Raw genomic sequence first — 19,024 nt, 5'->3', positions numbered from 1 at the left:
GCAAACATTCAGCTATCCCACCCAATCCACCGGCATCTTAACATCCACCAACTTCCGAACACCCCCCAACCCGCGAACATCCATCGGCCCCCAAGTATTCGCCTGCCGCACCCCAAGCCCTGGAGTTCCACCGTCCGAACGGAGTTCCATCGGTGTTGGCAATTTCACAGGCACGAGCGAGTTCCACCGGCCCTTGAAGTACCACCGGCCCCTAAAATTCGCCTGTCGCACCTCATCCACCGGCTCCCGGCAGATCCACCGGCACTGCAATAATCTACCCCTGCCGATGAATCCCAATAATTTTAAGGTAAGTTGTTTAATAAGTATTAATAAAAATAGCGTTTTAAAAATATCAAAAGGTGATGAGATGAACGCTTGCTCTAAAGTCATAGTTGTAGTCTGGCTTCTTTTTAACTCTATTTTAGGGTTTATAATGTTATTTTTAATTCATATCAAGCGAGATTTGTACCCTTATGCTGATATTGGAGGTGGGGCTTATCCATCTATCATAGATTCAGATGCCTTAGCATCAAGAATTCTTTTTTCCTTGCTCGGTTCAATTCTAGGTTTTTTCTCTCTAGCTCTTTCGCTTTATGGTTTCTATCAAATTAAAAGACCCAATAAAAATATATTTGAAGCTTTAATAATATTTTCTGTACTTATTTGGGTGTTTTTCATTTATCGATATGTTGAACTTACTAACTTGTCTTTATGGTTAGACAATTGTGAAAAAGCCAGAGGTATTTTTCCGAACCCTGCTAAAAACCGAAGCTGTGATTAACTTATAAAATCTTTAGTTAACCAATTATATCCGCCGACTGTTTTACAGAAACCAGTCCTGATAGATCCGTCGGCCCTATTACATCCAGGGGTGCCGGTGAATCCAAGTGGTTTTATAGTCGGCTTTTGAAAGATTTTATTTCAACGAGCATGAATTATCCTGCTCAACTTCCAGGGTTGGTAATGATTTTGGTTGCCGGTTCAATTTCCACCGGCAGAGCGAAAAATCCACCGGCCCCTTGGAGTCCCACCGACGCTGCAATAATCTACCCATGCCGATGAATCCAAATAAGTTTTTTGTTAGCTGTGGAAAAACTTGCGAATCGTTAACTAAACGGGGCCGGTGGTCTACTTTTATTTAGGGAAGTTCGGATGAGTGCCGGGAGTATTGCCTGATTTGTTCAGGTTTTTTGGGGCTGGTGAAATACGGGATTTGTCCAGGTTTTTTGGGGGCCGATCGGCTACGATATCCGACCGCTGTCCGCCTGGGGTGCCAGTAATCTCTATTTTGTTTAAGCCGCTCTAACAATAGCTATGATAATCAAGAAATTTCTGAGTGTGACATCGGCCTCTAATGGTTCACCAGTCCTTCCGCAGAACTGGCCTCTCAATATCCTCTGACCCTGTACCCCACGTCAGCTTTTGCACAGAAACCGCCCCACCACTAGGCTAATTGTACTTCAACTATTCTCGCGCTACTGCTGGCAACGTTCCAAGTAGATTTTAGCCACACGATCACCGGGATTTTGCTGCCAACAATCTGCAAACAGCCGTCCTGCTTCTGCTAACTTCCGTTCGCCGTACAATAACAAAGCTTCTGCAAACAATGACAGAGTAGCTAATTTCCCCTCTTTAATTTCCGCTAAATCGGCATCGAAAACTTCATAAACCGTCACCCTTTGAGATTTCCCTTTGACTTTCACCGTCTCAATCGTGCGAATTGCATAATGAGCCGGATTTGTCAAACGCGAATAAGTTTGCTCGGTGATTAACAGCGACACGCCATAATTTTTCGTTAAACCTTCTACGCGAGAAGCTAAATTCACCGCATCGCTAATCACCGTACTATCCATGCGATTTTGTCCGCCAACAGTTCCCAACATCAATAAACCTGTATTGATACCAATGCCATTTTGAATTGGTGCATAGCCAGTATTGGCGCGATGTTGATTGTATTCAACCAATTGGTGCAGCATGGCAATACCCGCTTTCACTGCATTATCAGCTTCACCGCTAAATAAAGCCATAATTGCATCACCAATATATTTATCAATAAACCCGTGATTTTCAGTAATGACAGGTTCCATGCGAGAAAGATAGGAGTTGATAAACTTGAAATTATCCTCCGGCGTCATACTTTCCGACAAAGTAGTGAAGTTGCGAATGTCGGAAAACAGCACCGACATTTCCAACTGCACTTGGTCGCCTAATTGGACATCAACAATGCTGGATTTTTCTAAGAACTGGAGAAATTGATTGGGTACAAACCGCTCATAAGCTTTATTCAGTTGGAAAAGTTCGTTGGTAAATCTTTGCCGTTCTGCTTCCGCTCTTTTACGTTCTGTAATATCCTGAAAAGCAGTAATTCCATAAGCAATCTGACCTCTTTCATCATAAATGGGTTTTCCCCAAGCTTCTATGGGCACTGTCTTGTCAGGTTGCTGAATTTCTATATCATCAACGGTTGTACTTTCTCCCTTTAAAGCACGCACTACAGGCATTTGAGCGCTTGGATATTCTTGAGAAGTTCCAGCCAGATAGACTTGATAAGTTTCTGCTAATTCCTCCAGCCCAGCATCAGGTACTATTCCTTTTCCGACTAATTGCTGAGCAATGCGATTGCTATAAAAAGGTTTGCCACTAGAGTCGAGGATAAATACTCCCACTGGCATCGCTTCTAAAAATTGAGTTAGCCTGCTTTCATTTTCCCGCACTTCTGCATAAAGTTTGGCATTTTCAATCGAAATGGCCGCTTGGGAAGATAGCAATTTTAATAGTTCCAACCGTTCCGGGGTAAATGCTCCAGTTGTTAAATCGTTTTCTAAGTAAACAATACTGACGAGCTTTCCTTGGTTAATCAGTGGTACGCATAAGACAGATTTAGGTTGATATTGTTTGACGTAGCGATCGCTTGTAAATTGACCCTCGCGAGTTGCATCATTTAATACAACGCTTTCTTGAGTCCTAGCGACATAATTAACAATACCTTCAGAAAGTACCTGGCAATTGGCGACGGGGATAGACTGTAACACATTGCAGCGATCTAAATTCAGCGCCCATTCAGCTTGGATGAGCAGTAGTCCCTGGTTAGATAATATGAGATAGCCTTTTTGTGCCCCCGCATTCTCGACGAGAATCTGCATCAAGTTACACAGTAATTTATCTAGTATAATTTCGCCAGAAATTGCTTGGGATGCTTTCATTACTGTGGTAATGTCCAGGTTATTACCCGAACCAGTTGTTGTGACTCCTGCGGAAACCTTAGTCTCGTTAATTTGGGCGGACGTTGCGCTTAATAGTCGAGAGTATTGTTGCTCTAAATGTTTGACTTTAGCAGTTGCGCCCCAAAGTTGATAGTGATAGCGAGATTCTTGCATATAAGCTTTTGCTATTAATTCTTTCCCTTGAGATAGATAAAACTTGGCAGCAAGTTCGTAAGCAAGAGCGGCTTCTTGAGTGTATTCGTTTTCTCTAGCTCCTAGAATCGCGCGATCATACCAATCTCCAGCTTCATAATTCTTACCTAAAATCCGGCATTTTTCTGCCTCTATTAAGTCAACTTTATGTTGGTAATTCATCGGTGCATGGTGAGCCCATTGAGCTACAGCGGTTTGATGAGTGTTTATCAAAGCGAGGATGTTAGCTTGGTCATTTTCTGATTGGGTAGAGAATAGTGCCAAGTAGGTTAATCCGGCATAAAAATGAAAAACTGGAGTAGGAGTCATTCCTGCCATTGCCATCAAATAGAGGTTAGCTTGGGAAATGTAGTTTAGGGCATTGGTGTAGTTGCCAAAGAGATAGGCAAGCATTAGTTTGTAGACATAGACCTTAACGAGCGCAGTAAGCTGATTATCCTGATGGTGCTTAGAAATCATCACCATTTCATCGTAGGCAGTTCCGATTAATAAATGCGGTTCATTAACAATTTTCTTTAAGTTATGCACCGCCTGTTGTTTCATTTTTAAGTAAGCTAGAGCAGAATCTTGCTTCACATTTGTTAAGACAACACAGTAAATTTCCATTTCTGGTTCCCAAGCGTCCAGATCCACTCCACCGAATAAATTATCGTCAAAATAAGTAACTATATTGTAGCCAGCATAGAGGAAATCACCAGTTTCCATTCCAGCCAAATAACCCTGTTTTAAAGTTGGAATTATGGCTCTTATTGCTTCAGTACGATGCTGGAGAAAACAGCCAAACCAAAGTAAAGTTAGGGACTTGAATTCCCGCACATTGAACCGATTGAGTAAGCTTAGTGCCACTCGCCCAAAGCAATAACCTTTTTCTACCTCTCCCAAAAAAGCAGACAGCACCATGCCATAACCTGCATAACCGATGGTTGATGCTGGTGTATTTCCAAATTCGAGGGATAAGCTGACCATTGTGGAGCCAAGGAGAGGTAGTAATGCAGGATTTCCTTGAAGAATGGGCGTAAACAACATGGCTAACAGTTGCATGGCTGCAATTATCTCAGGATCACTCATCACAGGCAGGTTAACCAGTTCTTCAATCTGTTTACCTTCTAGTTGTTTAGCCAGCGCTTGTAGTGCTTTGTTAGTCAAGGCTTCGTCAGGTTCAGATGAGAAATCAACCCCCAATTGTGCCAGAACATTTTTACCAACAGCGATCGCTTCTAACATCTGACTTTGGGTTGTTAATGCACTTATTTTAACTTCATAAATCTTTACTTTATCTAGGATTATTTTAGCTCTTCGCAAAACTTCTGCTGCCATTTTTTCCATGCCATCAAAATCAGCATTCAAGTAGGCAATTTCTACGGCAGCTGCATAAAGATTCAGAGTTAATTCATACTGAGCTTGCCAACAGTCTGGGGTTAGCAACTCCAGCCCTATCTGCACAAAACTTCTGGCGGCTGAGTAGGCTGTTGCATTTCTAGCTTTTTCTGCTGCTGCTAAGTTCAATCGCGCTAAGAATTCCCGCTCATAAGGCTGAATAATTAAGTCAATTCCTAAATTTAAATGCCCGACAATATCAAAGAGCTTTTCTTCTTTTTTGACCTCAGTCAATTTTTGTTGAAGCAATTGCCCGATTTTGAGATGAGTTACCTGCTTTTGGTCTGGGGGAATCAGGGAATAGGCAGCTTGTTGAATGCGGTCATGTACAAATTTATATTCCACTGGTTGAGATAAGGCAGTTGGCAATTGAAGTGAGGAAAATTCTGTGGCAGCAATGGCTAATTCTACATCTCCCATGTTGCCAAGAGGAACTACTAAGCTTTCGGCTACTGCTGAGAATAACTCACTAGGGGGTTTTTTAAGAGACTTTTCTGATATCAAACATAACGTTTCTAAGTCAAATACATTGCCAATACAAGCCGCTAATTTTAACATTTCTTGCGCTACGGCTGGCAGTTTTTGAATTTTTTCCGCCATCAATTCAACTACGTTATCAGTAAATCCTCGCGCTTGTATTGCCTCCAAATTCCACTGCCAGCAGCGATTAGCCAAATCAAACTCTAACAACCCTTCTGTATAAAGCGATTTGAGAAATTCATTCAGAAAGAAGGGATTGCCCCCGGTTTTCACAACTACTAAGTCGGCAAGAGGTTTGGCTGTTGACTCGGAACACTTCAGGGTATCTGCAATAATTTGAGTAACAGTCGTTAGCTGTAAAGCTGACAGAGAAACTCGTTCGATTTTGGCTCCAGTTTTAGCTATTTCCTCAAGGGTTAGCATGAAGGGATGTGCTGAGGAAACTTCGTTATCTCGATACGCACCTATTAAAAATAATCCCGTTGACGCGCCGCTTATCAGCAGTTGAATTAGTTTTAACGATGCCCCATCTGCCCACTGCAAATCGTCGATAAATATTGCTAAAGGATGTTCGGGGTTCGTAAACACTTTGATAAAGTTTTGAAAGACTAAATTAAAGCGATTCTGAGATTCGTTTGGGCCAACTTCTGGCAGGGCCGGTTGTTTGCCAATTATTAATTCTACTTCAGGAATTGCTTCGATGATGGCTTGTCCGTTGTTACCTAAAGCTGCTTGAAGTTTGTCTCGCCACTGGTTTAATTTTGTTTCAGTTTCGCTTAAGAGTTGCTTGATTAATTCTCGAAAGGCGGCGGCAATCGCGCTATAAGGAATGTTGCGCTGATACTGGTCAAATTTCCCGGAAATGAAATAACCTCGCTTCTCGGTAATGGGTTTGTAGAGTTCCTGTACTAAAGCTGTTTTACCAATGCCGGAATATCCAGCAATCAGAATCATTTCGCTTTGGGTGGTAACTCGCTCAAAAGCAGTTAGTAAAGTTTCAATTTCTCGCGCTCTGCCATAGAGTTTCTGCGGGAGTTGAAATTTGTCGGAAATATCTTGTTGAGCTATACTAAAGTGTGAGATACTACCATTATGATTGAGTTGATAAAGACATTCTTGTAAATCTGCTTTGATAGCAAAAGCACTTTGATATCGCTCCTCAGCAGTTTTTGCCATCAGTTTTATGACAATATCTGCAATAACTTGGGGAATTTCCGAGTTTAACTCTGAGGGCAATAATGGCTGTTTAGCAATATGAGAGTGAACTAATTCTAGGGGGTCAGTTGTCTGGAAAGGTAGTTTTCCTGTCAGCAGTTCGTAAAATGTGATGCCGAGGGAATAAAAGTCTGTGCGGTAGTCTAAACTACGGTTCATTCGTCCCGTTTGTTCGGGCGAGATATAGGCGAGAGTTCCTTCTAAAACGTTGGGATTTTTGAGGGTAGGATTTTCTCGCGTTAATTTAGTAGAAATGCCGAAATCGATGATTTTTAGCTGTCCAGTAGGTGGATGGTAAACGATATTCGAGGGATTAATGTCTTTGTGGATGATGTTGGTGGCGTGAATTTGACCTAAAGTTTCAGTGGTAGCTATGGCAATTTCCAGCAATTCTTTTAAAGTAAAGGAACGTTGCTGCCTCCAAACTTTCAATGATTCCCCGCCAAAGTCTTCCACAAACATGACTAGGGTATTTTGATATTTCTGCAAGTCATAGACTTTAACAACACCCGTCAGATTAAGAGACTTAGTAATTTCATATTCGGTGCGGTAGCGAGCGAGTTCTTTGGGAGTGGGATAATTTTCTTTGAGGAGTTTCAGGATAATAGGTTGGTTGTCTGACTCCCGGATACCTCGGTAAACTAAGGAATTGGCACTTTCATAAATTTGCGCTTGAATCGAAAATCCACCAATGTTTAACATAAAAATTTTTGGCGTTGCTGATTTAGTGTATGGAAGACTAAATATGCTTGATCATAGAAACCAGTATGTACCAAGCTATGGCATCCGTCACGCTTTTCTATCGGAATTTTTGGTGTTATTTTTTATACCTTGATTAAACAATGCCGTAATGTCTTCGTAGCTAACTTTTGGGAAATCAATTTCGCTCCCGTAAAGTATTCCTTCAACCATCTAACGGGCGTGATAATAAAGGTGGCCAGTTGTGAATCCACAGTCTGAGTGAACATTCGCTTGCACCTGGGCACTACTGGCCCAAAGTAACTTCACCGGCACCATAATATTCCCCGCTGTTGGCAAATGCACCGCTCCTAGGATGTGTACTATCCTAGGAGCACAAAGCAACATTTTGATATCCACCGGCATCTGAGTATCTCCTATCCCATAACATCTACCGGGTTCGGCGTATGCAAATTCCAGCTTTGACCCTCTATTTTTACATACTTTTTTTTATTACCTCATCGGTGCCGGTGAATCCAAATCGGCTTTGTAATTGGCTCTTGAGTTATTCAATTTTGATAACGCAGAGGTTAGGTTCGGTCTCTAGTTTGCTAATGGGAACAAGCGCCAATCTAGGTAGAACCGACCTTTCAAAATCCACCGACCTTTCAAAAGCCACCGGAAAGCGAACATCCATCGGCACTCCGACATCCACCGGCATCACAAAAACACCTGGCCCCTATAGAGAAACCGGATCTGTGACATCCCCCTGTGCCGGTGGTCTGCATTTGTGAGAGCGAACTGGCTTCGGAGTATGCGGGTATTGCGGTAATTGACCCAGGTCTAATTCGCTGCCGGTGTTCGCTTGGGGTGCCGATGCGGCAATTTGTTTATGTTTATTTAGGTGCCGGTGTACGGTATGGGCCGTGTCCGCCTGGGGTGCCAGTAATCTCTATTTTGTCTGTGTCGGCCTAAAATGGCCATGATTTTGAAGAATTCTCTCAGTGTGACACCGGCCCCCGAACATCCACCAGTCTTAGCGCGAAAGCCGAAATCTCAATATCCACTGGCCCCCGAACTACCACCGGCCCTCAAGCATCCACGAGCCTTAGCGCGAAAGCCGAGTTCTCAAAAACCACCGGCCCTCCAGCATCCATCAGTCTTAGCGCGAAAACCGAGTTCTCAAAATTTATCGGCCCCCGAACTACCACCGGCCCTTAAAGTTCCACCGGCGTCAGGAGTCCCCCCGGCACTTGGAGTTTCATCGGCCCCAAGATTCCCACCGGCCCCTCAACATTCCCCCCGTGCAGGCAGTATCACCGGCCCTTCAATATCCCCCAGTGCAGACAAATTCACAGGGTCTTCAACATCCAAGGGCTCAGACAGATTAACCGGCTTTATTAAATTCAGGGATGCCGGTGTGGTTCAAGGTGTTGGGGAAGTTGGTGGGATACGATGTTGGCCGGTGGTGGCAGGGAGCCGATGGAACTCGTAAAAGTTGCCGAAGTCTCTGGCTGCTGGTGGTGACGGGGAGGCCGGTGATCTACATTTTCTCGTTCGCCGGCCTGAAACAGCGAGGAGTTAAGCATTTCCAAGCGAGACACCGGCCTCCAAAAATCCACCTGTCGCACCTCATCTACCAGCCCCCGGCAGATCCACCAGCCCCCGGCAGATCCACCGGCCCCCGGCAGATCCACCGGCCCCCGGCAGATCCACCGGCCCCCGGCAGATCCACCGGCCCCCGGAGTCCCACCGGCGCTGCAATAATCTATTGATGCCGGTGAATCGCGCTTGAGTTTTTTGTTGGCTGTTGAATAACTTGCGGAGCGTTGGCTAAAGGGAGCCGGTGGCTGATCGCATTATTCGGAGGTTTTTTGGGTATGTGGTATTGCGTAATTTGTCCAGGTTTTTTGGGTATGTGGTATTGCGTAATTTGTCCAGGTTTTTTGGGGTGCCGGTGAAATACGGGATTTGTCCAGGTTTTTTGGGTGCCGGTAAAATATGGGATTTGTCCAGGTTCTTTGGGGTGCCGGTGCAGTAATTTGCCCATGTTTTAGTTTGTGCCGGTGGAACTCGTTCGTGCCGGTGTCCGCCTGGGGTGCCGGTAATGTATATTTTGCCGCAGCCAGCCTGTGAAATCCCATGAGATGAAGCATTTTCTGAGCGTACCACCGGCCCCCACGCGAGTTCCATCGGCCATCCAGCAGAGCAATCGGTGTCTGGAGATTCCCTTGCTCCACTGTGTGTACCGGCCCCCGAACATCCACCGTCCTCCGAACATCCACCAGCGCCTCAACATCCACCGGCCCACTACAAGAACCGGCTCTTCCAAATCCACCGGCCCACTACAAGAACCGGCTCTTCCAAATCCACCAAGTGCATAGATCCATAGATGCCGGGGTATTGATTAGCGGGACTTAAATAAAATTAAAGCCCAAATAGAGCATCGAACAAGCTCAAGTAAGATGCGAATACGTTAGAGTTTTCGTTCAACCATAAGACCATCAATCAAAACAAAAGGGCATGGCAGAGGAGGTAGCCTCTTCCATCGTTTATAATTTAACGTTATATGTCTGCTGTTCAACCATTATAACTTATTTAGATCGTGTTTTTGTTTTAGTCCCGCTATGATAAATTTCAGAGATTTTTCTGGGTGGAAAAAGATTTTTTTTGGGGTTCGGATTCGTATTGTTATTTGGTATGGGTTTTTAATTGTTTGTTCTTTTGGTATTTCTATTTTGGCGGTTCGTCAGGTGCTTTCGGTTCGTCTTGAAGAACGAGCAAAAATGGCGATTGTTCAAGAAGTTAAAGAATTCCGTAAATTTATGGCATATCAAAATTATCCTTCTTCAAAAGTTAGGGTTGTTTTTGATAATTTTCTTGCCCGTAATATTCCAGCGGATGGCGAGTTTATGTTGACGTTTGTCAATGGTAATTTTTATAAGTGTAGTCCTTCGGCAATGCCTACAAGCTTACAAGAAAGCCCTGAAAAAATAAAGCTTTGGTCAACTTTACAAGAAATAAAAAAGGGGGAGTTAATTGCGCCGACTGAAAGGCTAAGGTATTGGGCGGAGCCGGTAAAAATGGGGGAAGAAAAGGGTGTTTTTGTGGTGATTCAATCGACGGCGGGAGATGCTCAAAAGTTGAATGATACTACGTTGGTGATTTTACAGGTTACGGTGGGGGTTTTAGTTGTTAGTTCGGTGTTGACTTGGTGGGCGGCGGGTCGAGTTTTAAAGCCTTTACGGGTGTTAAAAGAAACGGCCCATTCTATTAGTGAAACGAATGTGAGCAGACGAATTGCTGTGCGGGGTTCGGATGATTTAGCGGAGTTGACGATGACGTTTAATGAGATGTTAGATCGGCTAGAATCTGCGTTAATTAGCCAGCGTAGTTTTATTAATGATGCCGGCCATGAATTACGGACTCCCATTACAATTATACGCGGTCATTTAGAGTTGTTTGGAGATGATCCAGAAGAGCAAAAAGAAACGATTGCTTTGGTATTAGATGAGTTGGATAGAATGAGCCGACTTGTGAATGATTTATTGTTGTTGGCAAAGGCGGAACGTCCAGATTTTTTGCGGCTGGAACCGTTAGAAATGGCTGGTTTTATTGAGGAGTTGTTTGCCAAAATAAGAGCATTGGGTGAGCGAAATTGGCAGTTAGAAGTGAGGGGTAATGGGGTTATTAGGGCAGATCGGCAGCGTTTAACTCAGGCGATTATGAATTTGGCTCAAAATGCTGTAGATCATACTAATGTAGGGGATAAAATTGTGTTAGGTTTAAAGGAAATAAATGGGGAGTTTTGTTTGTGGGTACGCGATAGTGGAGAGGGAATTGCAGAGGCAGATAAGGAGCGAATTTTTGAGCGATTTGCACGGGCTTCTAATACGCGTCGGCGTTCCGAGGGTTATGGGCTAGGTTTGGCAATTGTACGGGCAATTGTTGAGGCGCATGGCGGGAAAGTTGAGGTAGAAAGTCAGATGGGTAAGGGGTCAATTTTTCGGGTGAGGCTAGAGGGTTTTGCTAAGGGTAGTTTAAAATAAAAATCAAGATTTGGAAAAATTAAGGAGGGATATATGAGTGTTATTCAGGCGAAACGTTTTACGCTGGATGAGTATCACCAACTCGCGGAATTAGGGTTTTTGCATGAAGATGATCACATCCAATTAATTAGAGGAGAGTTGATACAAATGGATTCAAAAGGCAGATTGCACGAAACTTGTTTACGAAAATTATTAAAGGAACTACCAAAGCTGGTAGGAGATAGGGCAATACTACAATGTCAGGCTCCAATTATTGTACCGCCAAATAGTGAACCAGAACCAGATTTTGTAATTGCTAAAAGTACGGAAGATGATTATTTATCGGCTCATCCATCAGGAGAGGATGTGTTGTTGGTAATGGAAGTTTCGGATTCGTCAATTGATTATTATCGGGATGTCAAAGAATCGCTTTATGCTGAGGCGGGAATTTCGGGTTATTGGATTTTTAATTTATTTGATTATCAGCTTGAGTGTTACAGTGAGCCTTATCAAAATGATTTCAGAAAAATTGGGTATTTGAATAAGCGTATTGTTTTGCCTAATCAAAGAGTGCCTTTGCCTTGTTTTCCTGATCTGTTGTTAGATTTAAGTCGCATTTTTCCGCCTAAATTGTAGGGGAAAGTGGCGGCGGTGGATTTTGGAAATTAGGTAAGCAAAACTTTTGATAATTATGTAAAAAAAATAAATACTTGTCTCTTGACATTTGGTTAGAGGCCGGTTATATAAAAGTGGGCAAATTCAGCATTTAAAAACTTGCTTTGATTTTACCCTTTTTATAAGTGACGTTTCGGGAAAAAGGCTTTGATATTATGAAGCTAACCGATTCAAAACAAATTTAATTTAGGTAAAGACACAATGACTATTAGTAATAAAGAGGGAATTGGCAAAGTTTTAACAATTCTATGTCAAGCCCTCCTGATGTTAAGCAGCGGACGCAGGCAAAATATAACGATAAATGGTTAGATGTAGCAAAATCTGGCTTTAATAAGAATTACAAAGATCGAACCATAGCTGAAGTTTGGCATAATTTTTATCTAAAGCTTATATTAATGCAAAAGTCTACGGCAAAGACAAAAGACGCAGTAAAAAAGAAGCAGAAAAACCCGCTGCTGAGATGCTTTAGCCAGGATAAAAGCTCACACACCTTGATAAAAAAATGCTACGCTCTACTACATAAATGGTAGGGCTACAGCCCCACTACATACAATGAACCGCATTCTCATCGCAGAAGACGAACCCCGCATCGCATCCTTTCTTCAAAAAGGACTCAAAGCAAACGGCTTTACAACCGTCCTCGTGGAAGACGGCTCCGCAGCCATTCGTACCGCCGACAGCAAAGATTTTGACCTCCTAATTCTTGACATTAATCTCCCCAAAAAAGACGGATTTCAAGTATTAGAAGAACTACGCGGACGCGGCGAAACACTCCCCGTTATTATCCTCACCGCCCGCGATGATATTACTGATAAAGTCACCGGCCTCGAAAGCGGTGCCAATGACTACGTTACTAAACCCTTTCGCTTTGAAGAACTCCTCGCCAGAGTCCGCGCCAGACTACGCGACCGGCAACCCATATCCAAACAAGATGATATGCAATTAAAAGCCAGTGATATTATCTTAGATTTAAAAACTCGTTATGTTTGGGTAGCAGGCCGGCAAATTGAATTACCTGCCCGTGAATTTATCCTAGCCGAAACCTTTCTACGACACCCCGGACAAGTTTTAACCCGCGAACAACTACTCAGTCATGTGTGGGGATACGACTATGACCCTAACTCAAATATTGTCGATGTTTATGTTGGTTATCTCCGCAAAAAATTAGGCAGTGATAAAATAGAAACCGTCCGAGGAATAGGCTACCGACTCTGTTTATGAGAAAACTCTCATCTTAAATTCATCTACCTCTCATCCCCCTCCCCCAAACTAAGAAATAACATTTGGGGGAAACCTATGCAAACAACTACAGGAATCAAAAACTATCAGTGGCATAATCTACCGGCAGACAAAATATCTTACCTCCTAGAAACCGACTTAGAAACCGGCTTTACCAACCTAGAAGCCACCGCCAAACTTTCCGAATATGGCCCCAACCAAATAACAGCAAAAGCAGGAAAAACGGCCTGGTTAAAATTCATCCTCCAATTCAACCAACCCCTATTAATTATCCTCCTAAGTGCCGGCCTAATTAAAGCCCTCCTCGGTGAATTTATCAACGCCGGCGTTATTTGGGGAGTCACCACCACAAACGCCGCCATCAGCTTCATTCAAGAAGCCGGCGCAGAAAAGAAAATACACGCCCTCGCCTCCGCCGTACAAACCGAAGCAACCATCATTCGTGAAGGCAAAAAAATCAAAATATCTTCCACAGAATTAGTCCCCGGAGACATCGTTTTACTAACTTCCGGTGATAAAGTTCCCGCAGATTTAAGATTAATAAAAGTCCGTGATTTACAAATAGATGAATCCGCCCTCACCGGCGAATCAGTAGCAGTCGAAAAAAGCACCGAACTCCTCACCCCAGAAACCCCCCTCGCCGAGCGCGAAAACATGGCTTATGCGGGCGGTTTCGTCACCTTTGGACAAGGCACCGGTATTGTCGTCGCCACCGGCAACCAAACCGAAACGGGCAAAATTTCACAACTCCTAGAACAGCGCCTTGATCTCACAACTCCTCTCACTCGTAAATTCAACCAATTTAGCCAGAACTGGTTATTTTTCGTGCTAGGAATGGCAACACTCACATTTGCCGTCGGCCTTAACCAGCGTGGCTTCAAAGACGCCGTAGAACCGGCCATCGCCCTCATCGTCGGTGCCATCCCCGAAGGCTTACCCGCCGTTATCACCGTCACCCTAGCCGTCGGAGTCTCGCGCATGGCCCGCCGCCACGCCATCGTCCGCAAACTCCCCGCCGTTGAAACTCTCGGTGGTGCCACCGTCGTTTGTTCCGACAAAACCGGCACTCTCACCGAAAACCAAATGACCGTACAGGAAATTTATACAGGCCGTCAAACCTATACAATAACAGGCAACGGTTATGCTCCAGAAGGAGAGATTATATATAGCCAAGAGCCAGTGGATAGCAGCAACAGACCGCCATTGCAAGAATGTTTAAAAGCAGGTTTGTTATGCAATGACTCTCACTTAGAACCCAAAGACGGGAACTGGGTAGTCATTGGCGACCCCACCGAAGGCGCTTTAATTGCGGCGGGAAACAAAGCCGGTTTTATACAACAAGCTTTAGAACGTTTAAACCCCCGACTAGATTCTATCCCCTTTGAATCGCAGTTTCAATATATGGCAACCCTGCATCAAATGCGTGGCAATAACATCATTTACGTCAAGGGCTCTGCCGAGTCAGTTTTAAAGAGATGCGGGCAAATGTTAGACAGCAAAGCTAATAGCATTCTCGTAGACATTCCCTCTATTCAAGAGCAAGTAGACAACATGGCTAAACAAGGTTTGCGCGTCCTTGCTTTTGCCTACAAAAACGTACCGGCTACCCAAAGAAGCGTTCAGCATTGTGATATCGAAGCGGGCTTAACCTTCATCGGTTTGCAAGGAATGATAGACCCCCCTCGCGCCGAAGCCATCAATGCCGTTCACGCTTGCCAAGCAGCCGGTATTCAAGTCAAAATGATCACCGGAGATCACATCACCACCGCCGCCGCCATTGCTCGCCGAATGGGTTTCCGCAACAAAAACAAAAAAATTGTTGCCTACACCGGCGCCCAACTGGCAGAAATGAGCAAATTAGAATTAGCCGACGCCGTAGAAGAAGGAGTCGTCTTTGCTCGCGTGGCGCCGGAGCAAAAATTACGGTTAGTTGAAGCCTTACAATCACGAGGCGAAATTGTTGCAATGACCGGCGATGGTGTCAACGATGCACCCGCTTTAAAACAAGCCGATATTGGTATTGCAATGGGAAGCGGTACTGAAGTTTCAAAAGAAGCGGCGGACATGATTTTAACAGATGATAACTTCGCTTCTATTGAATCCGCCGTTGAGGAGGGACGCTCAGTTTACAAAAACTTGCTGAAAGCGATTTGTTTTATTTTGCCGGTGAATGGTGGCGAGTCGATGACAATTTTAATCAGCACACTTTTGGGACGAGAATTGCCCATTTTATCCCTACAAATTCTCTGGTTAAATATGCTCAACTCCATCACGATGACAGTACCGCTTTCTTTTGAGCCGAAGTCACCCGGAGTAATGAAACAGCCACCGCGACCTGTTAATGAAGCGTTTTTAACCCCAAATCGAATCAAGCGAATTTTGGCTGTTTCTCTGTATAATTGGACATTAATTTTTTCGATGTTTGAATGGGTACGTCAATCGCCTTGGGGAAGTATTGAATTAGCTCGAACTATGGCAATTCAAGCGCTAGTAATGGGACGAATTTTTTATCTATTAAGTATTAGTCAATTGGGGATCTCTTTGGTGGCAAAGCTACAAGGGTCACAAGAAAAAGTCACTGGTGCGCCGGCCATTGCTGCTGGGGTAATAGCGGCGGTTATTTTGCAGATTATTTTTGCCAATTCCCAATTTATTAACAGCATCTTCCAAACCGCTCCGATGAATTTAGATCAGTGGTTAGTTTGTTTTGCAGCAAGTATTCCAATGATTGCTATCGCCGCTGCTGTAAACCGCTTTGATCCTCCCAACTAATCACCATTATTCCTCAATAAAAACCCGGTAACTTTGGCGGTCGCCGGGTTTAAAAAATCTGCTTTATCTACTTCGGTGTCCATCTGCGGTAAAAAATTTGCTTCTAAAAACTCATAAAGAAACCTCCTCAACCGCTCGCAAAATTAATAAAATAAACCCCTTCCCATCTTGCGTTAGAAATAGCGAACTTGACATCAGCAGCAAAGTAGCAAATAAAATCATCGGCCCCGAAACATCCGCCTGTGCCACCCAATCCACCGACTTCATAACATCCACCGGCACAAGAAAATTCATCGGCACCAGAAAATTCACCGACACCAGAAAAACCCCTGGCCCTCTTGCATCCATCGGCCTCTCAAAATTCAGCGACAAAAAAAAATCCACTGGCCCCACAAAATCCACCGGCTTCTCAACATCTACAGGCTCCTCAACATCTACAGGCTCCTCAATATCCATTCATTGGCATCTGAATATTCTCGCTCCAACTATTAACATCCATCGGTGCCGATGAATCCAAATCCCAGGCTTGACCCTTCATTTTTACAGACTTTTTTTATTCCATCATCGATGCCGGTGAATCAAAATCTGCTTTTAGCTGGCTCTTGAGCCATTCAATACTGGTAACTCAAAGGTTGCGCTCGGCTTTTAGGAAGCCAATGGAAGGGCAGGTTTTAGCTCCACCGACCTCTCAACACCCACCAACTTTTCAAGATCCACCAGCTTTTCAATATCTGCCGATGCCCAAACATCCGCCTGTCCCACCCTATCCACCGTCCAAGCGGAGTTCCACCGGCCCCCAAGCATCCGTCTGTTCTCCACCATCCACCGGAAAGCGAACATTCCCCTGTCGCACCCCGTTCACCGTCCGAGCGGAGTTCCACCGTCGCTGTAAATCTACCTATGCCGGTGAATCCAAATAAATTTTTTCTTGACTCTTGACTGGTTTGCTGATTGTTGGCTAAACGAGGCCGGTGGTTAGCGCACTATTTGGAGTTCATTGGGAGGCCGGTGGTATTGCGTGATTTCTTCAGGTTTTTTGGGGCCGGTGAAATACGGGATTTGGCCGATTTTTGTTGGGGGTGCCGGTGCAGTAATTTGCCCATGTTTTAGTGGGGTGCCGGTGGGATACGATGTTGGCCGGTGTCTGCCTGGAGCGGCGATAATTTATATTTTTTTGGGGCCGGTCTAAAATAGCCATAAGATTTAAAATTTCCGAGCATGACACCCGCACGAACGAGTTCCATTAGCCCCCGACAGATCCACCGGCACGAACGAGTAACACCGGCCCCCGATAGAGCCACCGGCCTCCAAAAATCCACCGGCCCCCAACAGATCCACTTGTCCCACTCCATACACCGGCCCCCGGTGTCCCACCAGCGCTGCAATAATCTACTGATGCCGGTGAATCGCGCTTGAGTTTTTTGTTGACTGTTGAATAACTTGCGGATCGTTGGCTAAACAGGGCCGGTGGTCTACTTTTATTTAGGGAAGTCTGGATGAGAGCCGATGGTATTGCGTGATTTGTCCAGGTTTTTTGGGGCCGATGAAATACGGGATTTGTTTAGGTTTATTTGGGTGCCGGTGCCGTAATTTGTCTATGTTTTAGTTTGTGCCGGTGGGATATGAGATTGGCCAATGTTTGCTTGGGGTGCCGGTGCGGTAATTTGCCTAAGCCGGCTTGTAAAATCCCATGAAAAAAAGCATGGACGAGCGTGACACCGGCCTCCGAACATCCACCGGCCCCAAAAAATCCACCGGCCATCCAGCATCCACCGGCCCACTACAAGAACCGGCTCTTCCAAATCCGCGCCGAGCGAGCATAGATCCATCGGGGCCGGTGTATCGAAATAGATTTTTAGCTAACTGTTTAGCGGTTCAATTTTCAGCCTCCCAAACAATAATAACTCCCCATCATTATCATTGTCATTCAGGGACACGAATATAACCGACTTTACCACCTTTTAAATTCGTAGCATATTCACAACCGGAATCATTAGTACACCCAATTTGTTCTTTTACCCAAGTACCCCCGACATTAACTCTTGCCATCCCATCTATGAGAGTATCAAAATCAGCAACTTGTGGTGCGGGTATCCATTTCCCCGCACGATCAATAAAACCAACTTGTTCCCCTTTCCGAACCATAGCAAACCCTTTATTAAAGGCTGTAACAACCCGTCCTCTAAAATCTTCAGTTGGAGCAGAAAATTGCGTGGGAATAACTAATGAGCCGGTGCGATTAATATAACCCCAACGATCTGGAGCATCGGTAATTTGAGCTTGAACGGCAGCTAAATTATCCGAAAAGGATTCCGCATTATGAAATTGTGGTTCTATGATAAATTTGCCGGTTTTGTCTATGTAACCCCAAACATATTTTAATCGCACAGGCGCAAGCCCTTCAGAAAACCTTTTTGCTTCCTCAAACTGTGGTTGAATGACAATCGTGCCGGTTTTGTCCATGTAGCCCCATAAGCCATTGATTTTTATCGCTGCTAACCCTTCCGAAAAAGCATTAACTTCCTTTGATTGGGGTTGAAGGATAATTTTGCCTGTTTTGTCTATAAAACGAACTTGATAGTCTTCCAAAAACACTCTCGCCAATCCATCTTGAAAACCTACGACAACCAGATTAAACTGCGGTGAAATAACAAACTTGCCCGTGCGCTCAATAAAACCCCATTTTTCTCCCCTCCTTACGGCTGCTAATCCTTCATAAATAGGAAGCGCCTCATCAAATTGCGGTGCAATGATGATGTTTCCCTGGGAGTCCATGTAGCCGAACTTGCCATTGTTTAAAACACTTAATAATCCTTCACTCAAACGAGAAGCACCGCCCCATTCAGGCGGGATAACAAATCGATTATTATCCGCAATATAAGACAGTGGGACTGTGCGTGGTAAATTGAGAGCTTGGCAAAGGAAAGCAGCAACTTCTCCACGAGTTGCGGATTGATTGGGGCGTAGTTGGCGAATGTTAGGATAGTTAACTACCAAGCGCCCAACTGTTGCAGCAGCCAGAGCCGGTTTTGCATAGGCCGGCACAGAAGTGCCATCATCAAAGTAACGTTGCAGCACGATGTCAGGAGCTTCTGAACTGCTTAAAGAAGCTGCATTGGCAAGAATAGCAAGCGCCTGAGTGCG

18 protein-coding genes and 1 pseudogene are annotated in these 19,024 nt (G+C 44.5%); 12 read left to right on the top strand and 7 right to left on the bottom strand.

Going from position 1 to position 19,024, the window contains the following annotated elements:
- Positions 1 to 12 precede the first annotated feature (12 nt).
- On the bottom strand, positions 13 to 390 hold the full coding sequence (locus NG798_RS25185) for a hypothetical protein (RefSeq protein WP_261226473.1): 378 nt from the start codon (positions 388 to 390) through the stop codon (positions 13 to 15).
- Between NG798_RS25185 and NG798_RS25180 the strand changes: the two genes are divergently transcribed.
- Together NG798_RS25180 and NG798_RS25175 are read left to right on the top strand one after the other, a co-directional pair.
- Entirely contained in the window at positions 368 to 781 is a 414-nt protein-coding gene (locus NG798_RS25180) for a hypothetical protein (RefSeq protein WP_261226472.1), read from the top strand. The two genes, NG798_RS25185 and NG798_RS25180, sit on opposite strands and share 23 nt — an antisense overlap.
- A 149-nt stretch (positions 782 to 930) precedes the next feature.
- On the top strand, positions 931 to 1,062 hold the full coding sequence (locus tag NG798_RS25175) for a hypothetical protein (protein WP_261226471.1): 132 nt from the start codon (positions 931 to 933) through the stop codon (positions 1,060 to 1,062).
- Between the two features lie 413 nt (positions 1,063 to 1,475).
- Here the strand turns inward: NG798_RS25175 and NG798_RS25170 are convergent, their stop codons facing one another.
- Entirely contained in the window at positions 1,476 to 7,190 is a 5,715-nt protein-coding gene (locus tag NG798_RS25170; RefSeq protein ID WP_261226470.1) for an AAA family ATPase, read from the bottom strand.
- A 747-nt stretch (positions 7,191 to 7,937) separates the two neighbouring features.
- Between NG798_RS25170 and NG798_RS25165 the strand changes: the two genes are divergently transcribed.
- Genes NG798_RS25165 through NG798_RS25155 form a run of 3 tightly spaced genes read left to right on the top strand, consistent with a single transcriptional unit; the run spans position 7,938 to position 8,941 of the window.
- Entirely contained in the window at positions 7,938 to 8,141 is a 204-nt protein-coding gene (locus NG798_RS25165) for a hypothetical protein (protein WP_261226469.1), read from the top strand.
- A gap of 7 nt (positions 8,142 to 8,148) precedes the next feature.
- Positions 8,149 to 8,661, top strand: coding sequence for a hypothetical protein (locus NG798_RS25160; RefSeq protein ID WP_261226468.1), 513 nt, complete (start codon positions 8,149 to 8,151; stop codon positions 8,659 to 8,661).
- Positions 8,612 to 8,941: a hypothetical protein gene (locus tag NG798_RS25155; protein WP_261226467.1), complete on the top strand. Its 330-nt coding sequence runs from the start codon at positions 8,612 to 8,614 to the stop codon at positions 8,939 to 8,941. Before NG798_RS25160 ends, NG798_RS25155 begins: the two co-directional genes overlap by 50 nt.
- 84 nt (positions 8,942 to 9,025) lie before the next feature.
- On the opposite strand, the gene NG798_RS25150 is transcribed toward NG798_RS25155, so the two are convergent.
- Positions 9,026 to 9,469: a hypothetical protein gene (locus tag NG798_RS25150; RefSeq protein ID WP_261226466.1), complete on the bottom strand. Its 444-nt coding sequence runs from the start codon at positions 9,467 to 9,469 to the stop codon at positions 9,026 to 9,028.
- 324 nt (positions 9,470 to 9,793) lie between these two features.
- Between NG798_RS25150 and NG798_RS25145 the strand changes: the two genes are divergently transcribed.
- From NG798_RS25145 to NG798_RS25130, 5 genes and pseudogenes are all read left to right on the top strand, one after another.
- A complete protein-coding gene (locus tag NG798_RS25145; protein ID WP_261226465.1) occupies positions 9,794 to 11,215 on the top strand; it encodes a cell wall metabolism sensor histidine kinase WalK in 1,422 nt (473 codons plus the stop codon).
- A gap of 33 nt (positions 11,216 to 11,248) precedes the next feature.
- Positions 11,249 to 11,830 carry a Uma2 family endonuclease gene (locus tag NG798_RS25140; protein ID WP_261226464.1) on the top strand — a complete coding sequence of 194 codons (582 nt, stop codon included), beginning with the start codon at positions 11,249 to 11,251 and terminating at the stop codon, positions 11,828 to 11,830.
- 424 nt (positions 11,831 to 12,254) lie between these two features.
- Positions 12,255 to 12,338, top strand: a pseudogene (locus tag NG798_RS28290) (hypothetical protein); the annotation flags it as partial.
- 83 nt (positions 12,339 to 12,421) lie between these two features.
- Complete coding sequence (locus NG798_RS25135) at positions 12,422 to 13,090, top strand: response regulator transcription factor (protein ID WP_261226463.1); 669 nt, start codon at positions 12,422 to 12,424, stop codon at positions 13,088 to 13,090.
- Positions 13,091 to 13,165: 75 nt separating this feature from the next.
- A complete protein-coding gene (locus NG798_RS25130) occupies positions 13,166 to 15,880 on the top strand; it encodes an HAD-IC family P-type ATPase (protein WP_261226462.1) in 2,715 nt (904 codons plus the stop codon).
- Between the two features lie 111 nt (positions 15,881 to 15,991).
- Here NG798_RS25130 and NG798_RS25125 read toward each other — a convergent pair whose 3' ends face one another.
- Together NG798_RS25125 and NG798_RS25120 are read right to left on the bottom strand one after the other, a co-directional pair.
- Positions 15,992 to 16,336, bottom strand: a complete 345-nt coding sequence (locus NG798_RS25125; protein WP_261226461.1) for a hypothetical protein — start codon at positions 16,334 to 16,336, stop codon at positions 15,992 to 15,994.
- A 189-nt stretch (positions 16,337 to 16,525) separates the two neighbouring features.
- The gene (locus NG798_RS25120) at positions 16,526 to 16,720 is read right to left on the bottom strand and encodes a hypothetical protein (protein WP_261226460.1); all 195 of its coding nucleotides are present in this window, start codon (positions 16,718 to 16,720) and stop codon (positions 16,526 to 16,528) included.
- Positions 16,721 to 16,898: 178 nt separating this feature from the next.
- Here NG798_RS25120 and NG798_RS25115 point away from each other — a divergent pair, with 178 nt between their 5' ends.
- Together NG798_RS25115 and NG798_RS25110 are read left to right on the top strand one after the other, a co-directional pair.
- Positions 16,899 to 17,069 (top strand): hypothetical protein, encoded by a 171-nt coding sequence (locus tag NG798_RS25115; protein WP_261226459.1) that lies wholly within the window; start codon positions 16,899 to 16,901, stop codon positions 17,067 to 17,069.
- A 29-nt stretch (positions 17,070 to 17,098) separates the two neighbouring features.
- Positions 17,099 to 17,296 (top strand): hypothetical protein, encoded by a 198-nt coding sequence (locus NG798_RS25110; protein WP_261226458.1) that lies wholly within the window; start codon positions 17,099 to 17,101, stop codon positions 17,294 to 17,296.
- Positions 17,297 to 17,475: 179 nt separating this feature from the next.
- Here NG798_RS25110 and NG798_RS25105 read toward each other — a convergent pair whose 3' ends face one another.
- Positions 17,476 to 17,709, bottom strand: a complete 234-nt coding sequence (locus tag NG798_RS25105; RefSeq protein ID WP_261226457.1) for a hypothetical protein — start codon at positions 17,707 to 17,709, stop codon at positions 17,476 to 17,478.
- A 94-nt stretch (positions 17,710 to 17,803) separates the two neighbouring features.
- Positions 17,804 to 19,024: WG repeat-containing protein (locus NG798_RS25100; RefSeq protein WP_261226456.1), on the bottom strand; the 1,221-nt coding region annotated here is incomplete at its 5' end.

Origin of the sequence: Ancylothrix sp. D3o (assembly GCF_025370775.1) — a bacterium.
Classification (GTDB): Bacteria; Cyanobacteriota; Cyanobacteriia; order Cyanobacteriales; family Oscillatoriaceae; genus Ancylothrix.
The sequence above is the reverse complement of the archived record's forward strand: the minus strand, read 5'-3'. Positions and strand labels throughout refer to the sequence as shown.